Here is a 23,418-nt window from a genome sequence, read left to right as displayed (position 1 = left end):
GTGCACCTATCACGGTACGCCGTCCCCGGCGCACCTGTTTCCGGACAGTTCACCCGGAAGAGCCGCTCAGGCCCCCGAGGACCCCTCACCGGCCGCCGACTGCGCCGCCGAAGCAGCCGCACTCCCCGGCCGCTTCCGAGCCACCCAGCCCTCGATATTCCGCTGCTGGCCCCGCGCCACGGCCAACGCACCCGCCGGCACGTCCTTCGTGATCACCGACCCCGCGGCCGTGTAGGCACCGTCCCCGATCGTGACGGGCGCCACAAACATGTTGTCCGAACCCGTCTTGCAATGTGAGCCCACCACCGTGTGGTGCTTGTGCTCACCGTCGTAGTTCACGAACACGCTCGCCGCACCGATGTTCGTGTACTCCCCGATCGTCGCGTCACCCACGTACGACAGGTGCGGCACCTTCGTGCCCTCGCCGATCGTCGCGTTCTTCATCTCCACGTACGTGCCGGCCTTCGCCTTCACACCCAGGTTCGTCCCCGGCCGCAGGTACGCGTACGGACCCACCGACGCCGACGCACCGATCACCGCCGACTCCGCCACCGTGTTGTCCACCCGCGCACCCGCACCCACCTGCGTGTCCCGCAGCCGCGTGTTCGGACCCACCTCGGCACCCTCGCCGACATGCGTGGCCCCCAGCAGCTGCGTCCCCGGATGCACCAGCGCGTCCTGGCCGAAAGTCACCGACACGTCGACGAACGTGCTCCCCGGATCCACCACCGTCACGCCCGCCAGCATCGCCCGCTCCAGCAGCCGCCCGTTCAGCAGCGCCCGCGCCTCCGCCAACTGCACGCGGTTGTTGATCCCCAGGATCTGCCGGTGGTCGCTCCCCACCGACGCACCCACCCGGTGGCCGGCCTCCCGCAGGATCCCCAGCACGTCCGTCAGGTACTCCTCGCCCTGGCTGTTGTCCGTCCGGACCTTGCCCAGGGCGTCCGCCAGCAGCGCGCCGTCGAACGCGAACACCCCCGAGTTGATCTCCCGGATCGCGCGCTGCGCGTCGGTCGCGTCCTTGTGCTCCACGATCGCGGTGACCGCGCCGGTCTCCGCGTCGCGCACGATGCGGCCGTACCCGGTGGAGTCCGGGACCTCCGCCGTCAGCACCGTCACGGCGTTGCCGTCGGCGCTGTGCGTCGCGACCAGGGCGCCGAGCGTCTCACCGGTCAGCAGCGGAGTGTCACCGCACACGACGACGACGGTCCCGTCGACGGACCCGCCGAGCTCCTGCAGCGCCATGCGGACGGCGTGGCCGGTGCCGTTCTGCTCGTACTGGACGGCGGTGCGGACGTCCGCGTCGATCTCGGCGAGGTGGGCCGCGACCTGCTCACGGGCGTGGCCGACGACCACCACGAGGTGCTCGGGGTCCAGCTCGCGCGCGGCGGCGACGACGTGTCCGACGAGCGACCGCCCGCAGATCTCGTGGAGGACCTTGGGAGTGGCCGACTTCATGCGGGTGCCCTCACCCGCTGCGAGTACGACGACGGCTGCCGGGCGGTTGGCGCTCACGGGTGTGCCCTTCGGCTTCGGGTGGTGGACCCCCGAAGGATACCGGGGGGCCAGACGCCGTAAACGAGGGCGGGTCCCGACCTTCCGGTCAGGACCCGAACCGCTATTGCTCCCCTGCCAGGATTCGAACCCGGACATAAGGTACCAAAAACCTCAGTGCTGCCTTTACACCACAGGGGATAATAAATCAACCCGAATCGGACATTTGGTTATTCCTGCCCGGGTCGACGGCACCTACTATGCCGCACCAAGTGCCTTCGATGCGACGGTACAAGTCGCGTGCTGCGGACACCCGGACGACCAGACAGCCCCGGTAGTTCTCGCCGGTGTTCTTGCGAACGGTCTTCGGGTTGTGCTTCTTGAGCGTCGTCCTCTGAAGTTCCGTCGGCTTTACTCCGGCAACGGCGGCCCAATACGACTCGGCGCCCTGTACGTCCGCCGTCTCGTGCACCATCACACGGAAACGCAGCCGGGCCGGGTCCACCTCCAGGAGCTTCAGCCATGCCAGGTGCACCCGGATGATGCCCGGATCGCTGTTCACGAAGATCACGCTCTCATCCCGGCGGTACGGCTTGCTCTTGCTCCCTTCCGCCCAGTACAGGGCGACGCCTGCGAGGAACAGCTCGCGCTCGGACATCGCGCCAACCTCGTCCCTCGCGGCGTCGATCACGGCGCTGCGCTCGGCTTCCCTGCGGGGGGCCTCCAGGGACCAGCGCTTGTACGCCCCCTCGCGTCCTTGCTCCTGCGGCGAGCGGCTGTCCGGTTTCGGGAGGTCGCGGACCCAGAGGGAGATCGAGCTCTTCGAGCAGCCCAGTTCGAGCTGGATCCGGTCGTAGGTCATGCCCTGGAGGCGGAGCTCGCGGGCGCGGGCGCGGAGGTCGTCCTTGGCGTTGGGGCGGCGGGTCCAGTCGGGTGGGGGCTCGCCTTCCAGGAGGCGGGTCAGGATGTCGTTGTTGTGGACGTGGAGGTGGTCGCGGATCTGGCGGCGGCTGAGGCCCTGGCGGCGGAGGGCGACGGCCTGGTCGCGGAGGGCCTCGAAGGTGGTCGTGCCGTTGCGCAGGCCGCCGGTGTCGTCGCCGTGCGCCTGTCGGGTTTCGGTCATGCCTCCACTGTCGTCCGGAATGTGGGATTCAGGTCTTGAGGGGTGGGCGATTCAGTCGTACGTGCGAATACCGGTGGTTCGCGGGAATTCCCGTCGCCGGTGTGCTGGGGGCGCTGCGTAGGGTGGGGCGCATGGCCGTTTCGGGGGAAGAGCAGGGTGGGGACGGGCGGGACGGGCCCCTGTGGTGGGACCGGCGGCGGGCCGCCGTGCTGGACGTGTCGCTGGCGGGGGTGTCGGTCGCCGAGTGTGCCGCGGAGGGGGTGGTCTTCGCCCGTGACGCCGGTGTGCCCGTGGCGCTGGGAGTGCTGTTCGGGGTGTTGACCGGGGCCGTCGTCGTGCTGCGGCGGCGGGTGCCGGTCGCGGTGGTGCTCGTCGGCATCGCCGTCACGCCGGCGGAGATGGGCTTCCTGCTCAGCCTGGTGGGGCTGTACACGCTCGCCGCCTGCGAGGTTCCGCGGCGGATCACGGCGACGCTCTCCGTGATGTCCTTCGTCGCCACGTTCGTCGTGACGTACGTGCGCACGGTCGGCGAGGAGGAGGCCGGGCGGACGCTGGTGGTCGGGCTGTCGCTGTTCATGGCGGTGGCGCTGACGGTGCCGCCGGTGCTGCTGGGCATGTACGTGGGGGCGCGGCGTCGGCTGATGGAGAGCCTGCAGGAGCGGGCGGATTCGCTGGAGCGGGAGCTGTCGCTGCTTGCGGACCGGGCGGAGGAGCGGGCGGAGTGGGCCCGTACGGAGGAGCGGACGCGCATTGCGCGGGAGATGCACGACGTGGTGGCGCACCGGGTGTCGCTGATGGTGGTGCATGCGGCGGCGTTGCAGGCGGTGGCGGCGAAGGATCCGGTGAAGGCGGCGCAGAACGCGGCGCTGGTGGGGGACATGGGCCGGCAGGCGTTGACGGAGTTGCGGGAGATGCTCGGGGTGCTGCGGTCGCCGCGGCCGGATCGGCCGGAGCGGGTGGTGGAGCAGGCGCCGGCAGTGGCGGTGGCGGTGTCTTCGGGTGGGGAGGAGGGGCCGGGGCTGGCGGGGCTGGAGGCGCTGGTGGGGGAGTCGCGGGCGGCGGGGATGGTCGTCGAGCTGGATGTGCGGGGTGCGGCGGGGGCGTATCCGGCGGTGGTGGAGCGGACGGCGTACCGGGTGGTGCAGGAGGCGCTCACGAACTGCCACAAGCATGCGCCGGGTGCGCGTGTGGTGGTGCGGCTGGCGCATCGGGAGGGGGAGGTGGCGATGCAGGTGGAGAACGGGCCGGGGGCGGCGGGTGCGGCTCTGCCGGGGCTGCCGAGCGGGGGGAACGGGCTGGTGGGGATGCGTGAGCGGGTGGTGGGGCTGGGCGGGGTGTTCGTGTCCGGTCCGACGGAAGCGGGCGGGTTCCGGGTGTCGGCGGTGCTGCCGGGGGTGCCGCGGGGGTGAGGGCGGCCCGCTGCGGTGACGACAGGCCCTGGGGGCCGCCCGCTGCACGGACGCGGGCGGGGGCGGTATGCCGTGCCGGCGGCCGCCGCGGGGCGGGCGGTGCCCGGGTGGTCAGGGGGCGCTGATGAGCCGGGCCGGCTGGAGGCCGGTCAGGAGGAGGGTGAGGGCTTCGTCCATGCGGGGGCCGAGGTACCAGTCGCCGGTGTGGTCGATGGCGTAGACGCGGCCTTCCTGGTCGATGGCGAGGTGGGAGTCGCCGTCGGAGTCGGTGCCGAGGGGGCAGAGGTGGGTGTTGAGGGCGCGTCCGAGGTCGGCGAAGGTGCGGGCGAGGTGGAGGCCCGTGAGGGGGTCGAGCCGGACGGGGACGGGCGCTATCTGCCGGCCGGGGCCCGGGGCGGTGATGGTGAGGCCGCCGAATTCGGCCCAGGCCTCGACGGCGGCGGGGAAGACGGTGTGGCGGTGGCCGGCCGGGGTGGTGTGGTCGCGGAGGGCGTCGGCCCAGTATTCGGCCTGCTTGATGTCCCAGCGGCCCGGTTCCCAGCCGGCGGTGCGCAGTGCGTGGTCGACGGCGGTGGGGAAGCGGGTGGCGGAGGAGCGGTCGTAGGAGGCGGAGGGGGTGGTCATGGTGGTGGGGTTCAGGCCTTCTCTGACGCGGGTGTGAGGTCGACGTGGCGTACGCCGAAGTGGGCGAGGAGGGCCTCGCAGGAGCGGCAGGGAGGTGCGTAGGTGCCGTGGAGGGGGTCGCCGTCCTCCCGGATGCGGCGTGCGGTGATCTTGGAGTTCTTGAGGGAGCGGCGGGCCTCGTTGGCGGTGAGGGGCTTGCGGGAGGCGCGTTTGCTGCGGGCGCCTTCGGTGGCGGTGAGGTGTCGGGAGAGGAGGATGGCCTCGGGGCAGCGGCCGGTGAAGCGTTCGCGCTGGCCGCTGGTGAGGGTGTCGAGGAAGTCCTGGACGAGCGGGTGGAGCGCGGGCGGCTGGTCGGCCTTGCCGGCGGTGCTGGTGAGGATTTCGCCGCGGGCGGAGAGGGCGGCGGCGACGGTGGGCAGGATGCCGTCGCGGCGGAAGCGCGGTACGGGTACCGCGGTGCGGTCGGCGGTGCTCCAGCGCAGGCGGGGGTCTCCGGCGGGGCCGGGGGTTCCCGGGCCGGTCTCGGCCGTGGCTCGTGTGCCCGCGGCTGCGCGTGCCGCTGTGTTCTGCATGTCGCGTCTTCCCTCCCGTGGCTGCGGTGGTGGCCGCTGGTGCGCACGCCCCCGTGCTTGCGGGACAGCCTGTCAAATGTCGTCCGGGGTGTGGAACCTGGGTCGAATATTCGTATCAATTCGGATGTTTGCGGTCATGGTGGGGGTGGGTGGGACGGACCGGGTCGTGGGCGGGGCCGGTCTTGCCCCACCGCATAGGCTGTGGTGAACCAGCCAGATCCAGCAGGGGGCTACTGCCATGACGACAGGTCGGCTCGGCGAGCAGGCCGCGCCACCCAACGCCGCGTATTCGGGGCAGGTCGTGCACTTCCCGGACCCGGTCCGGGCCGCTCGGCATCCCCAGGGCGTGCGGATGGGTGCGCAGGGACATCCGGACTTCTCGCCGTACGCGCGTGCGGCCGTGGAGATCGCCGAGCCCCCGGAGGGGTTCGGTGTGGACGAGCTGCGGTTGACGGACTACGTGTCGGCGAACGCTGCCATGCAGGCCGCCGGCCATCCCCTGTGGGACACGGTCGGGCCGGTGGCGACGCCGCACGGCTGGACGTGGCACCACGTGGCGGGGACCCGGCGCATGGAGCTGGTCCCGGTCGAGGTGAAGGCGCTGCTGCGGCACCATGCCGGGCTGGCGACGGCTCCCGTGGACCACGAGAAGCGGGGTACGCGTCCGCTGCAGGAGGTGCGCCCGGTGCACCTGGCGCTGCCGAAGGCCGCGGTGTCGGTGGGCGAGGAGCAGGTGCAGGGGGTCGAGGAGGACCTCGGCTACCGGCTGCCGGAGGCGTACCGGGCGTTCCTGAAGGCCGCGGGCGGGTGCGCGCCGGTCGGCGCGGGTCTGGACGTGGACCTGGGTGTGCTGGTCGACCAGCCGTTCTTCACGGTGCGTGAGGAGGCTGCCGTCAACGACCTGGTGTACGTGAACAAGTGCCTGCGGGACCACCTGACGAAGGACTACCTGTGCGTGGCGTTCGCGCAGGGCGGTCTGCTGGCGGTGAAGGTCAAGGGCGAGGGCATCGGCTCCGTGTGGTTCTCCCCGTACGACGACGGGCGTGACCGGGACGGTTGGTCGGTGCAGGAGCGCGTGGAGCGGCTGTTGCTGCCGTGCGGTGCGGATTTCGATGCCTTTCTCGAGAAGTTGGCGGGAAATCCCCCTGAGTTGGAGACGGTGGCCGGTCTGATGGTGGACGGCGGATTCGCGCGTTCGGTTCCGGTGCCGGGTGCGGCGCCGGTGGAAGGGTGACGGCGCGATGGTGACGTTTGCGCAGGCGCAGGAGCGCGCCGAGGAGTGGATCAACGGGGGCGTGCCGCCGTACCAGCACCGCGAGGTGCGGGTGCGGGAGTTCGGGCTCGGCTTCGTGGTGTGGGCCGAGGACCGTGCGGGCGGGCCGGTGGCCGGCGGTGGCCGGCAGCGGCTGGTGATCGCGCGGGACAGCGGTGAGGTGACGTTGTGGCCGGGGTTGCCGGTGGGTGAGGTCATCCGCCGGTACGAGGAGGAGTACGGGGCCGCGGCCGTGCAGGCGGCGGAGCCGTCGGTGCCGGCGCCGCGGATCGACTCGGAGCAGACGTCGTTCATGCTGAGTCCTCCGGAGTGGTTGCAGGAGGCTGCGGACCGGGCGGGGATTCCGCCGGCGCCGGCTCCGGTGCCGGTGGCGGAGTCCGTTCCGGCTGCGGAGTCCGTTCCGGGTCCGGCTGCGGCTGCCGATGGTCTTGCCGGTGCGTCTGCGGGTGCGGGTGCTGCCGCTTCCGGGGACGGGGATGCGGCTTCGGGTGCGGCTGCCGGTTCCGGCGCTGCGGACGTGTCGCCGGCGGTGGCCGCCGAGGTGCCCGAGCCGGTGCCGCTGCGGCGCGAGGTGCCGTACGAGCCGACCGCCGAGGGCGGGGTGCCCGTCGGGGCGACGCCGTGGGCGGGGACGGATGTGACGCCGGGTGCGGACGACGCCTCGGTGCCGCTGCCCGCGACCGTGTTCGCGCCACCGCTGTCCGGGTCGGACCTGGACGATGCCTCCGCGGCGCCGTCGGTGTCGCCTGAGGCCCGGACGCAGCTCATGCCCGCGGGCAGTGCGCTGCCGAAGACCGCGATCGCGCCCGCGCTCGACCTGGGCGGGGCGCCGCCCGCGCCCGCTGCGGCGCCGGGGTCTCCCGAGGCGCTGGCGCAGGAGCCCACGGGCAAGGCGCCCGTCGCGCCGCCCGCGCCCCCTGCCGCTCCCGGTGCGCCGGGTGCGGGGCAGCCGCCTGCGCCTCCCGGGCCGCCTGGGGCTCCGGGGTCGATGGGGCGTGGGCTGGACCATGCCGCGACGATGCTGGCGGGGCCTGCCGTGGTGGGTGGGCCGCCTGCGCCTCCTGGTCCGCCGCCGGCGCCGGGTGCTCCTGGTGCGCCGGGTGCGGGGCAGCCGCCTGTGCCTCCCGGGCCTCCTGGGGCTCCGGGGTCGATGGGGCGTGGGCTGGACCATGCCGCGACGATGCTGGCGGGGCCTGCCGTGGTGGGTGGGCCGCCTGCGCCTCCTGGTCCGCCGCCGGCGCCGGGTGCGCAGCCGCCCGCGCCGCCCGCCGCTCCGGGTGGACCCGGTACGCCGCCCGGCGGCATCGAGCACGCCGCGACGATGCTGGCGGGGCCCGCCGTCGTGGCCGGCCCGTCGGCGCCGCCGCCCGCGCCCGCCGCCTCCGGCACGCCCACCGTGGGCCCCGGCTACCAGGCCGTACTCCGCTACCGCGGCAACGACGGCTCCGAGCAGCAGATCATCCGCCGCTCGGCGCCCGGTACCCCGCACCCGGAGTGGCAGATCCTGCACGAGCTGCGCGCCATGAACGTGCCGCCGCAGCAGGTGCTGGAACTCCACACCGAGCTGGAGTCCTGCGAACTTCCCGGCGGCTACTGCGCCCGGATGATCCGCGAGACCTGGCCGCAGGTGCGGATCACCAGCGTCGCCCCCTACGGGAAGGACCACGCCGGGCGGCAGGCCGGCATGCGGCACCTCCTCACCCACCAGGGCGAACTGCACCAGGTGGCCGACGGGCCGGCGCGCCCCGCTCCGGTACGGGCGCCGCTGCCGCAGGTGCCGCTTCAGCCGGCGATCCCGCTCGACGCGATCGGCGCGGAACTCGCCGGGGCGTTCGGGCCGCAGGGCGTGTTCCGCTTCGACCAGCGGGCCGTTTCCCGGCAGGGCGTGCCCGACATCGTGGCGCAGACGCTGATGTGGGCCGGACTGCCGACGGACTTCGGGCCGTTCTTCTGGGCGCAGGCCGTGCCCGGGCAGCCGGTGCCGACGCTGGCCGAGCTGGCTTTGCAGCGGCAGGTGCAGCCCGCGTCGGACGCCGGCTCGTACCTGGTCATCGGCAGCGACTTCGGCAAGGCGCTGTGCGTGCAGTACGGGACCGCGCACATCGTCGCCGTGCCCGTCGAAGGCGGGCCGGGCGGGGCGCCCGTACCGCCGCAGTTCGTGAACTCCAGCCTGCCGCAGTTCGCACGGTCGATCGCCATGCTGGGGCACATGTGGCGGCTGCGGCAGCATCTGACGCCCGAGCAGGCGGGGCGCTGGACGGTCGATTTCCAGGCGAATCTGGCCGGCCTCGACAGTGCCGCGCTGACCTCGCCGGAGAGCTGGTGGTCCGTGCTGCTGGAGCAGATGTGGGACGGACTGCTCTGATCGGATGATCACCGGCATGGCCGGGCCGGGACCCTTGCCGGGGGTCCCGGCCCGGCCATTCGGGCTTCAGGGGGCACATGCCGCATCCTTGACAGCAATCCCCGCGAGAGAGGCGCTTCCAGGATGGCTGCACGCATGTCACCTCACGGACAGGGTTTCACGACCGTACGCCGCGGCTACCGCACGGACCAGGTCGACCGCTACCTCGCGCGGCTCTCCGGCGGCCGGGACGAGGCCTGGGAGCGGGTGGCGCGGCTGACCGTCCTCGCCAAGCAGATGGAAGCGGAGGCGGAACGGCTGCGGGAGGTCGTCGCCGCGCTGCCGCCGCAGACCTACGACGAACTGAGCGAGCGGGCCCGGCAGATCCTGGCGCTCGCCCAGGAGGAGGCCGAGGCCGTACGGGCCGACGCGCAGGCCGACGCCGCCGATGCGCTGGCCGCCGCCGAGGCGCACGCCGAGCGGGTCGCCGAGCTGGCCCGGCAGGACGCGCAGGCCGTGCGCGAGCAGACCGAGGTCCGGGCCCGGCAGGGGCTGCTCGCCGCCGAACGGGAAGCGGACGCGCTGCGGGCCGCGGCCCGCGAGGACGCCGCCGGGTGGCGCGACCAGGCGCAGGCCGTGCTCGCGCAGACGCGGCGGCGGGCGCACGAGCTGCTCGCCGAGCAGGAGCAGGAACAGGCCGAGCGGTGGGAGGCCGCCGAACGGGCCCTCGCCGTACGGGAGAACGGGCTCGACGACCGGCTCGCCGAGCTGGAGCGGCACGTCGAGGGGCGGCTCGCCGAGGCGCGGCGCGGGCTCGCCGAGGCGGAGGAAGCCGCCCGGCACGGGCAGGAGGACGCCGAGGCGCAGGCCGCCGAGCTGCTGGCGCAGGCGCGTGTGCGGGAGGAGCGGATCGGGCGGGAGACCGAGCGGATCCTGCGGGAGCATGCGGAGGCCGAGGACGAGATGCGGGCGCACATGAGTCATGTGCGGGCGAGTCTGGCGGCGTTGACGGGTCGGCCGGCTCCGGCGGAGGGCTGACGCGGGGTGTGGTGGGTGCGGGGGCTCCGCCCCCGCACCCCCGCGCCTCAAGCGCCGGCGGGGCTGGGGGGCGGGGGCTTCGGGTGGGGCCGGCGCCGGGGGCGGGGCGGGGTGCCGTCCGGGGTAGGCATGATTTATGGCCCCTTGGCTGGAGTTGTGTCGTTATGCCGAGTGGGGGCCACAAATCACGTTTTACACCCCGGACGGCACCCCGCCCCACCCCCGTCACCGGCCGGGCCGAGCCCCCGGGGGTGTGAGTTCGTCCCCCGCCGGTGTGCGTTCGTCCCCCGCCGGTGTGCCTTCGTCCCCCGCCGGTGTGCGTTCGTCTTCCGTCGGTGTGGGGGTGGTCGGTGTGTGGGGGGCCGGTGTGTGCGTGGGTGGTGTGTGCGTGTACGGGTCGCTGCGGAGGCCGTGGGAGGTGACCACCGCGGTGAGGGGGTGGGTGGGGTGGGGGAGGGGGGTTGTCAGGGTGTCGGGGGTGGGGGCTGTGGTGGGGACCGGGGTGCCGTTCAGTTCCAGGCGGGCGTCCGGGGTGAAGCCGCCGCCTCGGACCGTGAGGGTGTCGTTCGTGAGGGACACCGCCGTGATGACCGGGTTGGGGCGGGTCGCCAGTTTGTTGAGCAGGTACGCGCCTGCCGGGGCGCCGGTCAGGGCCCAGAGTTGGGGCGGGAGGTCGGGGAGGCCCGCTTCTGCGTCGGCGAGGAACGCGGCGACGACGTAGAGCATCGTCACGGTGTTCAGGGCGACGTACTGGAGGTCGACCAGGTCGGTGCGGCCGCTGTCGTTCGCGATGAGTTCGCGGAGGGGGCGGTGGGGGGAGGCGGAGGCCGGTTTGGCGAGGGTGCCGTGTTGCAGGCGGATGCCGACGACGGCCTTGGCGCCGATGAGGGCCGTGTACGGGCCGCCCAGGAGAGGGAGGTAGACCGTGGCCAGGGGGGACAGGGGGCCGGGGTCGGCGTTGAGGTAGCGGGTGCTGTCGCCTGTCGTGAGGGCGTGGGCGAGGACCGCGACGAGCAGCCAGACGAGGATGACCGTCCAGGCGAGGGCCAGGGCGGTGGAGGTCGAGAGGCGGCCGTCGCGGCCCGTGATGAAGGCGGGGCTGCGGCGCAGGCGCCAGGCCGCGGGGCCCACTGCGGCGATCAGTAACGCGAGTGCGAGAAGTGTTGCGGTCATGTCTCCCCCGTGTGGTTGTCGGACAGGTCTACTCGGGGGACGGCGGTCATGACAACTGCTGGTCCGGGAGGACCGGGAAGCGGCGGGGAGCCAGGAAGAGGAGGACCGCCAGGGCTGCCGCTGCTGCGGCCGTCGCGCCCAGGAAGACGTGGTCCACCGCCGTGGCCACTGCTCGGCGGACGGGTTCGGCCGCCTCGGTGTCCAGGGCTTCCGGGAGTGCGTCCAGGGTGTGGCCGCCGGTCAGGTGGGTGGTGAGGGTGGCGTTGGCCACCGCTCCGAAGAGGGCCGCGCCCAGGCTCTGGCCGACCTGGCGGCAGAAGAGGACGGATGCGGTGGTGGTGCCGCGTTCCGCCCAGCCGACCGTTGACTGGACGCCGACGACCAGGGGGAGTTGGAACAGGCCCAGGGCTGCGCCCAGGGCCAGCATGACGAGGGCCGGCTGCCACGGGCTGCCCGGGTAGGGGAGCCGGGTGAAGGTGAAGAGGGTCAGGGCGGCGGCCGCCATGCCCAGGGCTGCGGTGTCGCGGAAGCCGAGGCGGCGGTAGACGTGCTGGCTCAGGGCCGCGGACAGAGGCCAGCTGAGGGTCATCGCGGACATGACGAGCCCGGCGGTGACCGGGTCGAGGCCGAGGACCGTCTGGGCGTACGTGGGGACGAACGCGGTCGGGGCGACCATCAGGAGGCCGAGGGCGCCCAGGGCGAGGTTCACGGCGGCGGTGGTGCGCCGCCGCCACACCCAGCCGGGCAGGATCGGGTCGGCGGCCCGGCGTTCGACGGCGACGACCGCGGCCGCGAGGGCGGCGCCGGCGGCCAGCAGGGCGAGGGACGGCCAGGACAGCCACGGCCAGGCGACGCCGCCCTGGACGAGGGCGAAGAGCAGGACGCTGCCGCAGGCGGCGATGGTGAGGGCGCCGGCCCAGTCGACGGGGCCGCGGCGGCCGGGGGCGCGGGCGGGTTCGGCGAGGTGGCGGGCGGCCAGCCAGAGGGCGAGCCCGGCGGGCGGCAGGTTGGCGAGGAAGATCCACCGCCAGTCGGCGTATCCGGCGAGGAGGCCGCCGAGGGCCGGGCCGGCGAGGGCGGAGGCGGCCCACACGGAGGACATGCGGGCCTGGATCCTCGGGCGGTCCTTCAGCGGGTACAGGTCGGCGGCGAGGGTCTGGACGGTGCCCTGGAGGGCGCCGCCGCCGAGGCCCTGGACGATGCGGAACGCGATCAGCGAGGCCATGTCCCAGGCGATGCCGCAGAGCAGGGAGCCGAGGAGGAACAGGGCGGTGCCGAAGAGGAGGACGGGCTTGCGGCCGAAGGTGTCGGAGAGCCGGCCGTAGACGGGGAGGGTGACGGTGATGGCGAGGAGGTAGCCGGCGAAGAGCCAGGAGAAGACGGAGAAGCCGCCGAGGTCGCCGACGATCTGGGGGACGGCGGTGGCGACCACCGAGGCGTCCAGGGCGACGAGCGCCATGGTGAGCATCAGGGCGGCGACGACGGAGGCCGGGGGCCGGCCGGCGGCCGCGGCCGGGGCGGCGGGTATGTGCCCGGCGGCGGCGTCCCCGGGGTGTCCGTCGGTGCTCTCCTGCCTGCCCACCCGGATCCTTTCACCGTGCACGTACTGGCCGGGGGACACCTTCTCACCGCGGTCTCTCCGGGGGAACCCCCGTCTCGGGTCCGCCGAAAGGTGCAGATCCCCTAGGGGACTGCTCCTTACAACGGCCCAGGGGCCGTTCGTCCCGGCGGAGGAGGTGGCGCGCCGTGAGGAGTCCTTAACTGGTTCATACGCGGGGTGGGGCTAACCCCCCGGTGGATACGGCGAGGGGCACCAGGGCGCCCGGGCCCCTGCGCGGCCGACACTCGACCGCACAGGCAAACGAACGAGGGGAAGCACCGTGACAACGGCTATGACCGAAACCAGGCACGGGGGTACTGGAGGCCATGAAGCCGTCGCGGCCCGGGCGCGCCAGGTCGTCAAGGCGTACGGCTCCGGCGAGACGCGGGTGGTGGCTCTCGACCACGTCGACGTGGACATCGTGCGCGGCCGGTTCACGGCCATCATGGGGCCGTCCGGTTCGGGGAAGTCGACGCTGATGCACTGCCTGGCGGGGCTGGACACCGTCACCAGCGGGGAGATCCACCTGGACGACACCGAGATCACGCGGTTGAAGGACAAGAAGCTGACGCAGCTTCGGCGGGACCGGATCGGGTTCATCTTCCAGGCGTTCAACCTGCTGCCCACGCTGAACGCGCTGGAGAATATCACGCTCCCGATGGACATCGCCGGCCGGAAACCCGATCGGGAGTGGCTGGAGCGGGTCGTGGAGACCGTGGGGCTGGCGGGGCGGTTGAAGCACCGGCCGACGGAGCTTTCCGGCGGGCAGCAGCAGCGGGTCGCCGTGGCGCGGGCGCTGGCCGCCCGGCCGCAGATCATCTTCGGTGACGAGCCGACGGGGAACCTGGACTCCCGGGCGGGGGCCGAGGTGCTGGGGTTCCTGCGGCGTTCGGTCGACGAGCTCGGCCAGACCATTGTCATGGTCACGCATGACCCGGTGGCCGCGTCGTACGCCGACCGGGTCGTCTTCCTCGCGGACGGGCGGATCGTGGACGAGATGCACGCGCCGAGCGCCGACCAGGTCCTGGACCGGATGAAGGACTTCGACGCGCGGGGGCGGACCTCGTGAGCGCAGGTGCGGTGCTGAAGACGTCGCGGCGGAACCTCGTCGCGCACAAGGGGCGGATGCTGCTGTCCGCCGTCGCCGTGATGCTGTCCGTTGCCTTCGTCTGCGGGACGTTGGTCTTCACCGACACCATGAACACGACGTTCGACAAGCTGTTCGCCGTGACGGGCGCCGACGTCACCGTCAGCCCGAAGGCGGCGGAGGACGGCGACGACCTGCCGGGCAGCGGCCGGCCCGAGGTGCTTGCGGGGTCCGTCCTGGAGCAGGTGCGCCGGGTCGACGGTGTGGCGGACGTGCAGGGCGGGGTGCTCTCGATGTCCGTCACGCTGGTCAACGGCAAGAACGAGAACCTCGGCTCCACCACCGGCGCTCCGACGATCGCCGCCAACTGGTCCGCGAGCGAGCTCAAGTCGATGAAGATCGCCTCGGGCCGGGAGCCGAGCGGGCCGGGCGAGATGATGGTCGACGCCGACACCGCCCGCAAGCACGGGCTGGAGCTGGGCCAGGAGCTGCGCGCCATCACCGTGATCGGTGACGTCCGGGCGCGGATCAGCGGCATCGCCGCGTTCACCGTCACCAACCCCGGTGCGGCCGTCGTCTACTTCGACACGGCGACCGCGCAGGAGAAGCTCCTCGGGGCACCCGGTGTGTTCACGCACGTCGCCGTGACCGCCGCGGACGGCGTCGGCGACGAGCAGCTGAAGCGGAACGTCGCCGCCGCGGTCGGTGCGGACACGTACAAGCTGCAGACCGCGAAGGAGTCCGCGGACGCCGGGCGCAAGGACGTCGCGTCGTTCCTGAACGTCATGAAGTACGTGATGCTCGGCTTCGCCGGGATCGCCTTCCTGGTCGGCATCTTCCTGATCTTCAACACGTTCTCGATGCTGGTCGCCCAGCGGACCCGCGAGATCGGGCTGATGCGGGCCATCGGCGCCGAGAGCGGGCAGGTGCTGAAGTCCGTGGTCGTCGAGGCCCTGCTGCTCGGCGTCATCGGCTCCGCGCTCGGCATCGGTGCGGGCATCGGGCTGGCCGTCGGGCTGATGGAGCTGATGGGCCGGATGGGCATGAACCTCTCCACCGATGACCTGACGGTCGTGTGGACGACGCCCGTCACCGGTCTCGTCCTCGGCGTGGTCGTGACCGTCGTCTCCGCGTTCGTCCCCGCCCGCCGGGCCGGGAAGGTCTCGCCGATGGCCGCCCTCCGCGACGCCGGCACCCCCGGCGACCGCAAGGCCGGCCGGATCCGGGCCGTGCTCGGGCTCGTCCTCACCGGTGCCGGTGCCGCCGGGCTCGCCCTGGCCGTCACCGCCGACCGGGCCGCGGCCGGGTCGGCCTGGCTGGGGCTCGGCGTGGTGTTCACGCTGATCGGGTTCGTCGTCATCGGCCCGCTGCTCGCCGGGATCGTCGTACGGGTGCTGTCCGCGCCGGTCCTGCGGCCGTTCGGGGCCGTGGGACGGCTCGCCGAGCGGAACGCGCTGCGCAACCCGCGACGCACCGGTGCCACCGCCGCCGCGCTGATGATCGGGCTCGCGCTGGTCGCCTGCCTGTCGGTCGTCGGGTCCTCGATGGTCGCCTCCGCGACCGACGAGCTCGACCGGTCCGTCGGCGCCGACTACATCGTCCAGTCCCCGGCCGGCCAGCCGGTCGTGCCGCAGGCCGAGCAGGCGCTGCGCGCCACCGCGGGCCTCGACCACGTCACCGCCTACCGCGGCGTCCCCGCCAAGGTCACCGCCCCGAACGGCCGCACCGTGGACGAGGAGGTCAGCGTCACCGACCCCTCGTACGCGCAGGACGTGCGGCGCAAGATGACCGCGGGCGAGCACCCGCAGGCGTACGGCGCCGGGGCGATGTCGGTCGGCTCGCTCTACGCCGCCGAGCACGGGGTGAAGGTCGGGGACGAGCTGACCGTCGCGTTCACCGGAGGCAAGACCGCCCGGCTGAAGGTCGCGGCGATCACCTCCGACGACGGCAACCTCGACAAGGGCGTCATGTACGTGTCCACGGCGACCGCCGGGCAGTACGTGCCGGCCGACAGGATGCCGCGGCCGTTCATGCTGCTGGCCAAGGCCGCCGACGGGAAGGCGGAGCCGGCGTACGCGGCGGTCAAGGCGGCCCTCGCCCCGTATCCGCAGTACCAGGTGCTGAACCAGACCGACTACAAGGAGAACCTGAAGGACCAGGTCGGCCAGCTGCTGAACATGGTCTACGGGCTCCTCGGCCTCGCCATCGTCGTCGCCGTGCTCGGCGTCGTGAACACCCTCGCCCTCTCCGTGGTCGAGCGGACCCGCGAGATCGGCCTGATGCGCGCCATCGGCCTCTCCCGCCGCCAGCTGCGCCGCATGATCCGCCTGGAGTCGGTCGTCATCGCCCTCTTCGGCGCCCTCCTCGGCCTCGGCCTGGGCATGGGCTGGGGGGCCGCCGCCCAGCAGCTGCTGGCGCTGGAGGGGCTGAAGGTGCTGGAGATCCCCTGGCCGACGATCATCGGCGTCTTCGCCGCCTCCGCGTTCGTCGGCCTGTTCGCCGCACTGGTCCCGGCCTTCCGGGCGGGGCGGATGAACGTCCTGGACGCGATCGCCGGCGACTAGCCGGCGGTCGTACGGGGGGCGGCGCGGGCCCCGGCGGTCCCCGACGGGGGCGCGCCGGGGCCCGCGCCCGTGTACGGGGCCCCGGCGGGCGGCGGCGGGCGGCGTGCGGGGCGCGCCAGCGGAGGCCGGGGCCGGGGGAGCGGGCGTAGGGTGGAACCCCCGGCCCGCACGCGTGTCGGGCCCCTCGCGCTGCCCTCTACACCGGATGGAAAGCCTCCTTCATGAGCCTGCACGGACTGCTCGACGCCGTCACCCGGGATGCCGCCCTCGCCGAGGCGGTCACCGCGGCCGGGGACGGCAACCGCATGCACGTGGACCTCGTCGGCCCGCCCGCCGCACGGCCCCTCGCGATCGCCGCGCTGGCCGCCCGCACCGGGCGGACCGTCCTCGCGGTCACCGCCACCGGCCGGGAGGCCGAGGACCTCGCCGCCGCTCTGCGCTCCTTCCTGCCGCCGGACGAGGTCGCGGAGTTCCCGTCGTGGGAGACGCTGCCGCACGAGCGGCTCTCTCCGCGCAGCGACACCGTCGGCCGCCGCCTGGCCGTCCTGCGCCGGCTCGTCCACCCCAGCAAGGACGACCCGGCGGCCGGGCCCGTCTCGGTCGTGGTCGCGCCGATCCGGTCGGTGCTCCAGCCGCAGGTCAAGGGCCTGGCCGACCTGGTGCCCGTCAGTCTGCGGCGGGGCGAGAGCACCGACCTCGGCGAGGTCGTCGAGGCGCTGTCGGCGGCCGCGTACGCACGGGTGGAACTGGTGGAGAAGCGCGGCGAGTTCGCCGTCCGCGGCGGCATCCTCGACGTGTTCCCGCCGACCGAGGAGCACCCGCTGCGCATCGAGTTCTGGGGCGACGAGGTCGAGGAGGTCCGCTACTTCAAGGTCGCCGACCAGCGGTCCCTGGAGATCGCCGAGCACGGGCTGTGGGCGCCGCCCTGCCGGGAGCTGCTGCTGACGCCCGAGGTCCGCGAGCGGGCCGCGGCCCTGGCCGAGGACCACCCCGAGCTCGGCGAACTCCTCGGCAAGATCGCCGAGGGGATCGCGGTGGAGGGCATGGAATCCCTCGCGCCGGTCCTCGTCGACGACATGGAGCTCCTCGTCGACGTGCTGCCCGCCGGGTCGATGGCCGTCGTCTGCGACCCGGAGCGGGTCCGCACCCGGGCCGCGGACCTCGTCGCCACCAGCCAGGAGTTCCTGATGGCGTCGTGGGCGGCCACCGCCGGCGGCGGCGAGGCGCCGATCGACGTCGGCGCCGCCTCGCTGCGCGGCATCGCCGACGTCCGCGACCGGGCGCGCGAGCTCGGCATGATGTGGTGGTCCGTCTCGCCGTTCGCCGCCGACGAGGAGCTGTCCGCCGACACCCTCAAGCTGGGCATGCAGGCCGCGGAGGCCTACCGGGGCGACATCGCCCGCGCGCTCGCCGACACCAAGGGCTGGCTCGCCGACGGCTGGCGGACCGTCTACCTGACCGAGGGGCACGGCCCCGCCGCCCGCACCGTCGAGGTGCTGTCCGGGGAGGGCATCGCGGCCCGCCTGGAGGCGGGGCTGGGCGAGCTGGCGACCGGTCTGGTGCAGGTGGCGTGCGGGGCGCTCGCCACCGGCTTCGTCGATCCGGCGCTGCAGCTGGCGGTCCTGACGGAGACGGACCTGACGGGGCAGCGGACGGCCACCAAGGACCTGGGCCGGATGCCGACGCGGCGCCGCAAGTCCATCGACCCGCTCACGCTGGAGGCGGGCGACTACATCGTCCACGAGCAGCACGGCGTCGGCCGGTACATCGAGATGGTGCAGCGCACCGTGCAGGGCGCCACCCGCGAGTACCTGCTGGTGGAGTACGCGCCCGCCAAGCGGGGCCAGCCCGGCGACCGCCTGTACATCCCGACGGACCAGCTGGAGCAGGTCACCAAGTACGTGGGCGGCGAGGCGCCGACGCTGCACCGGCTCGGCGGCGCCGACTGGACGAAGACGAAGGCCCGCGCGAAGAAGGCGGTCAAGGAGATCGCCGCCGACCTGATCAAGCTGTACAGCGCGCGGATGGCGGCGCCCGGCCACTCCTTCGGCCCGGACACGCCCTGGCAGCGCGAGCTGGAGGACGCGTTCCCGTACGCGGAGACGCCCGACCAGCTGACGACGATCGCCGAGGTCAAGGAGGACATGGAGAAGTCCGTGCCCATGGACCGGCTGGTGTGCGGCGACGTCGGCTACGGCAAGACCGAGATCGCGGTGCGGGCGGCGTTCAAGGCGGTGCAGGACGGCAAGCAGGTCGCCGTGCTCGTCCCGACGACGCTGCTGGTGCAGCAGCACTTCGGCACGTTCTCCGAGCGGTACAGCCAGTTCCCGGTGGTCGTGCGGGCGCTGTCGCGGTTCCAGAGCGACACCGAGGCCAAGGCCACCCTGGAGGGCCTGAAGGACGGCTCGGTGGACGTCGTGATCGGCACGCACCGGCTGTTCTCGCAGGAGACGAAGTTCAAGGACCTCGGCCTGGTCATCGTCGACGAGGAGCAGCGGTTCGGCGTCGAGCACAAGGAGCAGCTGAAGAAGCTGCGGGCGAACGTGGACGTGCTGACGATGTCGGCGACGCCGATCCCGCGCACCCTGGAGATGGCGGTGACGGGCATCCGCGAGATGTCGACGATCACGACGCCGCCGGAGGAGCGGCACCCGGTGCTGACGTTCGTCGGCCCGTACGAGGAGAAGCAGATCGGGGCGGCGATCCGGCGGGAGCTGCTGCGCGAGGGCCAGTGCTTCTACATCCACAACCGGGTCGAGTCGATCGACCGGGCGGCGGCCCGGCTGCGGGAGATCGTGCCGGAGGCGCGGATCGCGACGGCGCACGGGCAGATGTCGGAGCAGGCGCTCGAACAGGTCGTCGTCGACTTCTGGGAGAAGAAGTTCGACGTGCTCGTCTCGACGACGATCGTCGAGTCCGGGATCGACATCTCGAACGCCAACACCCTGATCGTGGAGCGCGGCGACAACTTCGGCCTGTCGCAGCTGCACCAGCTGCGCGGCCGGGTCGGGCGCGGCCGGGAGCGGGGGTACGCGTACTTCCTCTACCCGCCGGAGAAGCCGCTGACGGAGACGGCGCACGAGCGGCTGGCGACGATCGCCCAGCACACGGAGATGGGCGCCGGCATGTACGTGGCGATGAAGGACCTGGAGATCCGCGGTGCGGGCAACCTGCTCGGCGGGGAGCAGTCCGGGCACATCGCGGGCGTCGGCTTCGACCTGTACATCCGGATGGTCGGCGAGGCGGTGGCCGACTACCGGGCGGCCGTCGAGGGCGGGGTGGAGGAGGAGCCGCCGCTGGAGGTGAAGATCGAGCTTCCGGTCGACGCGCACGTCCCGCACGACTACGCGCCGGGGGAGCGGCTGCGCCTGCAGGCGTACCGGGCGATCGCCTCGGTGAACTCCGAGGAGGACGTCAAGGCGGTCCGGGAGGAGCTCACCGACCGCTACGGCAAGCTGCCGGAGCCGGTGGAGAACCTGCTGCTGGTCGCGGGGCTGCGGATGCTGGCGCGGGCCTGCGGTGTCGGCGACATCACCCTGCAGGGGCCGAACGTGCGGTTCGGGCCGGTGGAGCTGCGGGAGTCGCAGGAGCTGCGGCTGAAGCGGCTCTACCCGGGGTCGGTGCTGAAGCCGGCGGCGTCGCAGGTGCTGGTGCCGCGGCCGAAGACGGCCCGGGTCGGCGGGAAGCCGCTGGTCGGCCGGGAACTCCTGGCCTGGACGGGCGAGTTCCTGACGACGGTCCTGGGCTCCTGACCCGCGGGCCTGCGGCCGGGGCCCCTTGGCGGGGTTCCGGCCGCGGGCCGTTCTCAGGGCTCCACGGTGTCGCCGGGGGCGACGGGCGTCTTCAGCGGCGGTATGTGCACGATGCGGTACTCGGCGGCGTCGAAGGCGTTGCCGGTCTGCTGGTTGCGTTTGAAGAGGTAGGGCTTGTCGGCGAGCACCACCTCGTCGGTGATCTTGGAGCCGTTGGCGTCGGTGGAGGTGAAGACCGCCACGTCGCTGCCGTTGAAGGCGGTGTCGGGCTCGCGCCGGATGCCGGTGCGGTCCAGGGAGAAGGCGGTGGCCGGAGCGGCGCCGGCGGTGCAGAGCGCGACGAGGTGGGCGGCTGCCCGGTCGGTGGCGGACAGCTTCAGCCAGCGGCCGGCGGCCCGCTCCGCCGCCTTCTCCGCCTCTGCCTCGGGCCGGTCCCGGAAGTGGTCCTTAAGGAAGCCGGAGTCGCCGTTGAGCAGGAGCGTGCCGCGCTCCATCCGCAGCTGCGCCGTCCCGGCCCTGTAGACGGTGACGGACCCCTCGCAGAAGTCGGGGTCGGCCGCCCCCAGGTCGGCGCGGATGTCCCGGCCGCCCGTGCTCATCGACACGGTGCCCTGCTTGAAGTGGGCCCGCTGCGTCGTCTCGTACGCGCGGCGGAGCACGTCGGCGGGATCCCGGCCCGCGAGCGGGTCCGTGGGACCGCAGGCCGTGGTGCCGGCCAGCAGGGCCGCGCCGGCGACGGCGGCGGCAACCGCTCTGGAACGGCTGACGATCATGGTTGTTCCCCCCTGGGAGTGTGGTCGGAGGGATGAGGCTAGCCCGGTGTTCCGGTCGGGCCGGCGGCCGGTGCGGTCCTCGGGGTCCGTCCGGAGGGGGCGCGGGGCGGGGCTGTGTGCAGCGAGGCTGCAACGGTTGCGCGCATCCCCTCACTGGCGGCCGGAAACGCTGTATACCCTCAGACCTGAACTTGTCGACACGGTCCGTCAGGAGCAGCGATGCACGGCCCCGGCCTCCCGCCGCAGCAGCCCCAGCCCAGTTCCGGGGGTGCGGTGGCGTTGCGCGTGCTGTTCGCCCTGCTGCCCGTCCTCAGCTGCGGCTTCCTGGGATGGGCGACGATGCTGCGGCTCGCGGTCGTCACCCGCAAGTCCGCCGACTGGATCCTCCTCGCCGTCAACTTCGGGCTCACCGTCGGCTGGCTCGCCCTGATCGGTGCCGACCCGACCCCGAACACCGACGGCTGGCAGGGCAACACCGGCGCCTTCGGCACGATCCTGACCGGTGTCGCCACCTGCATCTACTTCCTCGTCGCCGACATCCGGCACCACGAGGCCAAGGCCGCTGCCCGCTCCGCCGCCTGGTACCCGCCGCAGCCCGCCGCCCCCTACGTTCCGCCGCAGCAGGCGGCCGGGCCGACGTACGGCTACCCGCAGCCGCACCAGCCGGTGCACCACACGCCGACCCCGGTGCCGCGCCCGGCGCAGCCCGGCCCCGGCCCCGTCACCCCGCCGCGCATCGGGCAGGTCCGCGCCGAACTCGACGAGCTGAGCGAGCTGCTGCGCAAGGAGACCCCGCACCCCAACCAGCCCCCGGCCGACGGTGAGGGCACGGGCCGGTGACGGACGACGGCCGGATCATCGGCGAGCGCTACCGGCTGGCCTCGCTGCTGGGCCAGGGCGGCATGGGCCAGGTGTGGACGGCGTACGACCAGCGCCTGGACCGGCGCGTCGCGGTCAAGCTGCTGCGCCCGGACAAGGTGGCGGGGCCCGGCTCCGTGGCCGAGGAGCTGCGGCGCCGCTTCGTGCGCGAGTGCCGGGTGACGGCGCAGGTGGACCACCCGGGCCTGGTCACGGTCCACGACGCGGGCAGCGACGGCGACGAGCTGTTCCTGGTCATGGGCTACGTCGAGGGCGAGAACCTGGCCGACCACCTGGCCGCGCACGACCCCTACCCGTGGCCGTGGGCTGTCTCGGTGGTCGCGCAGCTGTGCGGGGTGCTGTCCGCGGTGCACGCGGTGCCGATCGTCCACCGCGACCTGAAGCCGCGGAACGTGATGGTCCGCCCGGACGGCACTGTCCTCGTCCTCGACCTCGGTGTCGCCTCGGTGATGGACACCGACACCACCCGCCTCACCAGCACCGGCACGCCGATCGGCAGCCCGGCGTACATGGCGCCCGAGCAGGCGATGGGCGGCGCGGTCGGCCCGTACACCGACCTGTACGCGCTCGGGGTCCTGCTCTACGAACTGCTCAGCGGGAACGTGCCCTTCGCCGGATCCACCGCGCTCGGGGTCCTCCACCGCCACCTGTACGAGCCCCCGGTGCCCGTGCGCCGGGGCCGCCCGGAGATCCCCCACCAGCTGGAGGCCGTACTGCTCCACATGCTGGCCAAGGACCCGCAGGACCGGCCCGCCTCCGCGCAGGCCGTGTACGAGGCCCTCGCGCCGCTGCTGCCCAAGCAGGGCGCGCCGTCGGCGTCCCTGGACCCGAGCCGGCCCTTCCTGCGGCCGCACGCGCCGTGGCCGGACCGGAGCACGGCGATCCCGCCGCAGCCGACGGCCCCGCCGCGGCCGGACATCGGGGCCGCGGTCGACGAGGCGCGCAGCCTGCTCGACCAGGGCCGCCTCACGCAGGCCGTGGACATCCTCGGCGGGATCCTCCCGGCCGCGGCCGCCCAGCACGGCGAGCACTCGCCGGTGGTGCGGTCCCTGCGCAAGCAGTACGCGGCCACGCTGATGGACGACGGCCAGTACCGCCGCGCCCTGCCCGAACTGCGCCGCCTGGCGGACGAGTTCCCTGCGGGCGACCCGCAGTCGCTGCGGTTCCGCTACGACGCCGCGCAGTGCCTGGAGCAGCTCGGCGAGCCGGCGGCGGCGCTGGCGGAGTACCGGTCGCTGCTGCCGCTGTTCGAGAACCACTACGCCAACCCGGACCCGGGGCTGCCGCTGGAGGTGCGGCGGCGGATCGGGCACCTGCTGCTGTCGCTGGGCGACCGGCCCGCCGCCCACGACACCCTGGCCCGGCTGCTGTTCGACGCGGAGCGCGTGCACGGCCCCGGCCACCCCTTCTCCACGGAGGTCCGGCGCACCCTGGAGTGGCTGACCCGGGTCCGCTGACCGCGCGCCGCCCGGCCGGGGGCGGCGGCGGGGCCCGGCGGCGGGGCGTACCCGCGACACCAGGGGACTCGTTGGTCGAACGGGTGGCCCGGACCACCCCGACTGCATACCATCGATCACCGCACGGCCTTTGTGCACCGACGCACAATCTCCCGGCCCTGGAGGCTCCTTTGCACCGTCGCACAGCGCTCTCCGTCTCCGCCGCCCTGCTCGTCGCGGCCCCCCTGCTGTCCGCCTGCTCTGGCGGGCCCCGGCC

General features: G+C 73.4%; 16 protein-coding genes and 1 tRNA gene. 9 read left to right on the top strand and 8 right to left on the bottom strand.

Annotated features, from left to right (window positions below):
• Positions 1–66: 66 nt before the first annotated feature.
• From glmU to IE170_RS18035, 3 genes are all read right to left on the bottom strand, one after another.
• Complete coding sequence (gene glmU, locus IE170_RS18045) at positions 67–1,515, bottom strand: bifunctional UDP-N-acetylglucosamine diphosphorylase/glucosamine-1-phosphate N-acetyltransferase GlmU (protein WP_189810416.1); 1,449 nt, start codon at positions 1,513–1,515, stop codon at positions 67–69.
• Positions 1,516–1,624: 109 nt separating this feature from the next.
• Positions 1,625–1,695 (bottom strand) — tRNA-Gln (locus tag IE170_RS18040).
• Between the two features lie 7 nt (positions 1,696–1,702).
• Positions 1,703–2,617 (bottom strand): hypothetical protein, encoded by a 915-nt coding sequence (locus IE170_RS18035; RefSeq protein WP_223856691.1) that lies wholly within the window; start codon positions 2,615–2,617, stop codon positions 1,703–1,705.
• Positions 2,618–2,748: 131 nt separating this feature from the next.
• Between IE170_RS18035 and IE170_RS18030 the strand changes: the two genes are divergently transcribed.
• A complete protein-coding gene (locus tag IE170_RS18030; RefSeq protein ID WP_189810415.1) occupies positions 2,749–4,026 on the top strand; it encodes a sensor histidine kinase in 1,278 nt (425 codons plus the stop codon).
• 111 nt (positions 4,027–4,137) lie between these two features.
• Here IE170_RS18030 and IE170_RS18025 read toward each other — a convergent pair whose 3' ends face one another.
• Complete coding sequence (locus tag IE170_RS18025) at positions 4,138–4,650, bottom strand: SUKH-3 domain-containing protein (protein WP_189810414.1); 513 nt, start codon at positions 4,648–4,650, stop codon at positions 4,138–4,140.
• 11 nt (positions 4,651–4,661) lie between these two features.
• Complete coding sequence (locus IE170_RS18020) at positions 4,662–5,222, bottom strand: YwqJ-related putative deaminase (RefSeq protein ID WP_189810413.1); 561 nt, start codon at positions 5,220–5,222, stop codon at positions 4,662–4,664.
• Between the two features lie 238 nt (positions 5,223–5,460).
• Between IE170_RS18020 and IE170_RS18015 the strand changes: the two genes are divergently transcribed.
• From IE170_RS18015 to IE170_RS18005, 3 genes are all read left to right on the top strand, one after another.
• Complete coding sequence (locus IE170_RS18015; protein WP_189810412.1) at positions 5,461–6,456, top strand: SMI1/KNR4 family protein; 996 nt, start codon at positions 5,461–5,463, stop codon at positions 6,454–6,456.
• 7 nt (positions 6,457–6,463) lie between these two features.
• Positions 6,464–8,860, top strand: coding sequence for an SUKH-4 family immunity protein (locus tag IE170_RS18010; protein ID WP_189810411.1), 2,397 nt, complete (start codon positions 6,464–6,466; stop codon positions 8,858–8,860).
• Between the two features lie 135 nt (positions 8,861–8,995).
• Positions 8,996–9,877, top strand: a complete 882-nt coding sequence (locus IE170_RS18005; RefSeq protein WP_189810410.1) for a DivIVA domain-containing protein — start codon at positions 8,996–8,998, stop codon at positions 9,875–9,877.
• Positions 9,878–10,102: 225 nt separating this feature from the next.
• On the opposite strand, the gene IE170_RS18000 is transcribed toward IE170_RS18005, so the two are convergent.
• Both IE170_RS18000 and IE170_RS17995 read right to left on the bottom strand, forming a co-directional pair.
• The gene (locus IE170_RS18000; RefSeq protein ID WP_189810409.1) at positions 10,103–11,050 is read right to left on the bottom strand and encodes a hypothetical protein; all 948 of its coding nucleotides are present in this window, start codon (positions 11,048–11,050) and stop codon (positions 10,103–10,105) included.
• A 46-nt stretch (positions 11,051–11,096) separates the two neighbouring features.
• Positions 11,097–12,632, bottom strand: a complete 1,536-nt coding sequence (locus IE170_RS17995; RefSeq protein WP_373299010.1) for an MFS transporter — start codon at positions 12,630–12,632, stop codon at positions 11,097–11,099.
• Positions 12,633–12,942: 310 nt separating this feature from the next.
• Between IE170_RS17995 and IE170_RS17990 the strand changes: the two genes are divergently transcribed.
• The 3 genes from IE170_RS17990 (at position 12,943) to mfd (ending at position 20,053) form a co-directional block, all read left to right on the top strand.
• Complete coding sequence (locus tag IE170_RS17990) at positions 12,943–13,719, top strand: ABC transporter ATP-binding protein (RefSeq protein WP_223856690.1); 777 nt, start codon at positions 12,943–12,945, stop codon at positions 13,717–13,719.
• Positions 13,720–13,775: 56 nt separating this feature from the next.
• The gene (locus IE170_RS17985) at positions 13,776–16,301 is read left to right on the top strand and encodes an ABC transporter permease (RefSeq protein WP_189810519.1); all 2,526 of its coding nucleotides are present in this window, start codon (positions 13,776–13,778) and stop codon (positions 16,299–16,301) included.
• A gap of 221 nt (positions 16,302–16,522) precedes the next feature.
• Positions 16,523–20,053 carry a transcription-repair coupling factor gene (gene mfd / locus IE170_RS17980; RefSeq protein ID WP_189810407.1) on the top strand — a complete coding sequence of 1,177 codons (3,531 nt, stop codon included), beginning with the start codon at positions 16,523–16,525 and terminating at the stop codon, positions 20,051–20,053.
• A gap of 53 nt (positions 20,054–20,106) precedes the next feature.
• Here mfd and IE170_RS17975 read toward each other — a convergent pair whose 3' ends face one another.
• The gene (locus tag IE170_RS17975; RefSeq protein ID WP_189810406.1) at positions 20,107–20,826 is read right to left on the bottom strand and encodes a hypothetical protein; all 720 of its coding nucleotides are present in this window, start codon (positions 20,824–20,826) and stop codon (positions 20,107–20,109) included.
• Between the two features lie 219 nt (positions 20,827–21,045).
• Here IE170_RS17975 and IE170_RS17970 point away from each other — a divergent pair, with 219 nt between their 5' ends.
• Entirely contained in the window at positions 21,046–21,666 is a 621-nt protein-coding gene (locus IE170_RS17970) for a hypothetical protein (protein WP_189810405.1), read from the top strand.
• On the top strand, positions 21,663–23,162 hold the full coding sequence (locus IE170_RS17965) for a serine/threonine-protein kinase (protein ID WP_308428414.1): 1,500 nt from the start codon (positions 21,663–21,665) through the stop codon (positions 23,160–23,162). The genes IE170_RS17970 and IE170_RS17965 overlap by 4 nt, the downstream gene beginning before the upstream one ends.
• Positions 23,163–23,418 lie beyond the last annotated feature (256 nt).

The organism is Streptomyces toxytricini (assembly GCF_014649915.1).
In the GTDB taxonomy this organism is placed as follows: Bacteria; Actinomycetota; Actinomycetes; order Streptomycetales; family Streptomycetaceae; genus Streptomyces; species Streptomyces toxytricini.
The sequence above is the reverse complement of the archived record's forward strand: the minus strand, read 5'-3'. Positions and strand labels throughout refer to the sequence as shown.

Excerpts from the sequence above, each read along its gene's own strand:
- IE170_RS18030 (WP_189810415.1), top strand. The coding sequence starts at position 2,749 with ATGGCCGTTTCGGGGGAAGAGCAGGGTGGGGACGGGCGGGACGGGCCC.
- mfd (WP_189810407.1), top strand. The coding sequence starts at position 16,523 with ATGAGCCTGCACGGACTGCTCGACGCCGTCACCCGGGATGCCGCCCTC.
- IE170_RS17970 (WP_189810405.1), top strand. The coding sequence starts at position 21,046 with ATGCACGGCCCCGGCCTCCCGCCGCAGCAGCCCCAGCCCAGTTCCGGG.
- IE170_RS17990 (WP_223856690.1), top strand. The coding sequence starts at position 12,943 with ATGACCGAAACCAGGCACGGGGGTACTGGAGGCCATGAAGCCGTCGCG.
- IE170_RS18020 (WP_189810413.1), bottom strand. The coding sequence starts at position 5,222 with ATGCAGAACACAGCGGCACGCGCAGCCGCGGGCACACGAGCCACGGCC.
- IE170_RS18010 (WP_189810411.1), top strand. The coding sequence starts at position 6,464 with ATGGTGACGTTTGCGCAGGCGCAGGAGCGCGCCGAGGAGTGGATCAAC.
- IE170_RS17975 (WP_189810406.1), bottom strand. The coding sequence starts at position 20,826 with ATGATCGTCAGCCGTTCCAGAGCGGTTGCCGCCGCCGTCGCCGGCGCG.
- IE170_RS18025 (WP_189810414.1), bottom strand. The coding sequence starts at position 4,650 with ATGACCACCCCCTCCGCCTCCTACGACCGCTCCTCCGCCACCCGCTTC.
- IE170_RS18035 (WP_223856691.1), bottom strand. The coding sequence starts at position 2,617 with ATGACCGAAACCCGACAGGCGCACGGCGACGACACCGGCGGCCTGCGC.
- IE170_RS18015 (WP_189810412.1), top strand. The coding sequence starts at position 5,461 with ATGACGACAGGTCGGCTCGGCGAGCAGGCCGCGCCACCCAACGCCGCG.
- IE170_RS18000 (WP_189810409.1), bottom strand. The coding sequence starts at position 11,050 with ATGACCGCAACACTTCTCGCACTCGCGTTACTGATCGCCGCAGTGGGC.
- IE170_RS18005 (WP_189810410.1), top strand. The coding sequence starts at position 8,996 with ATGTCACCTCACGGACAGGGTTTCACGACCGTACGCCGCGGCTACCGC.
- IE170_RS17985 (WP_189810519.1), top strand. The coding sequence starts at position 13,776 with ATGCTGCTGTCCGCCGTCGCCGTGATGCTGTCCGTTGCCTTCGTCTGC.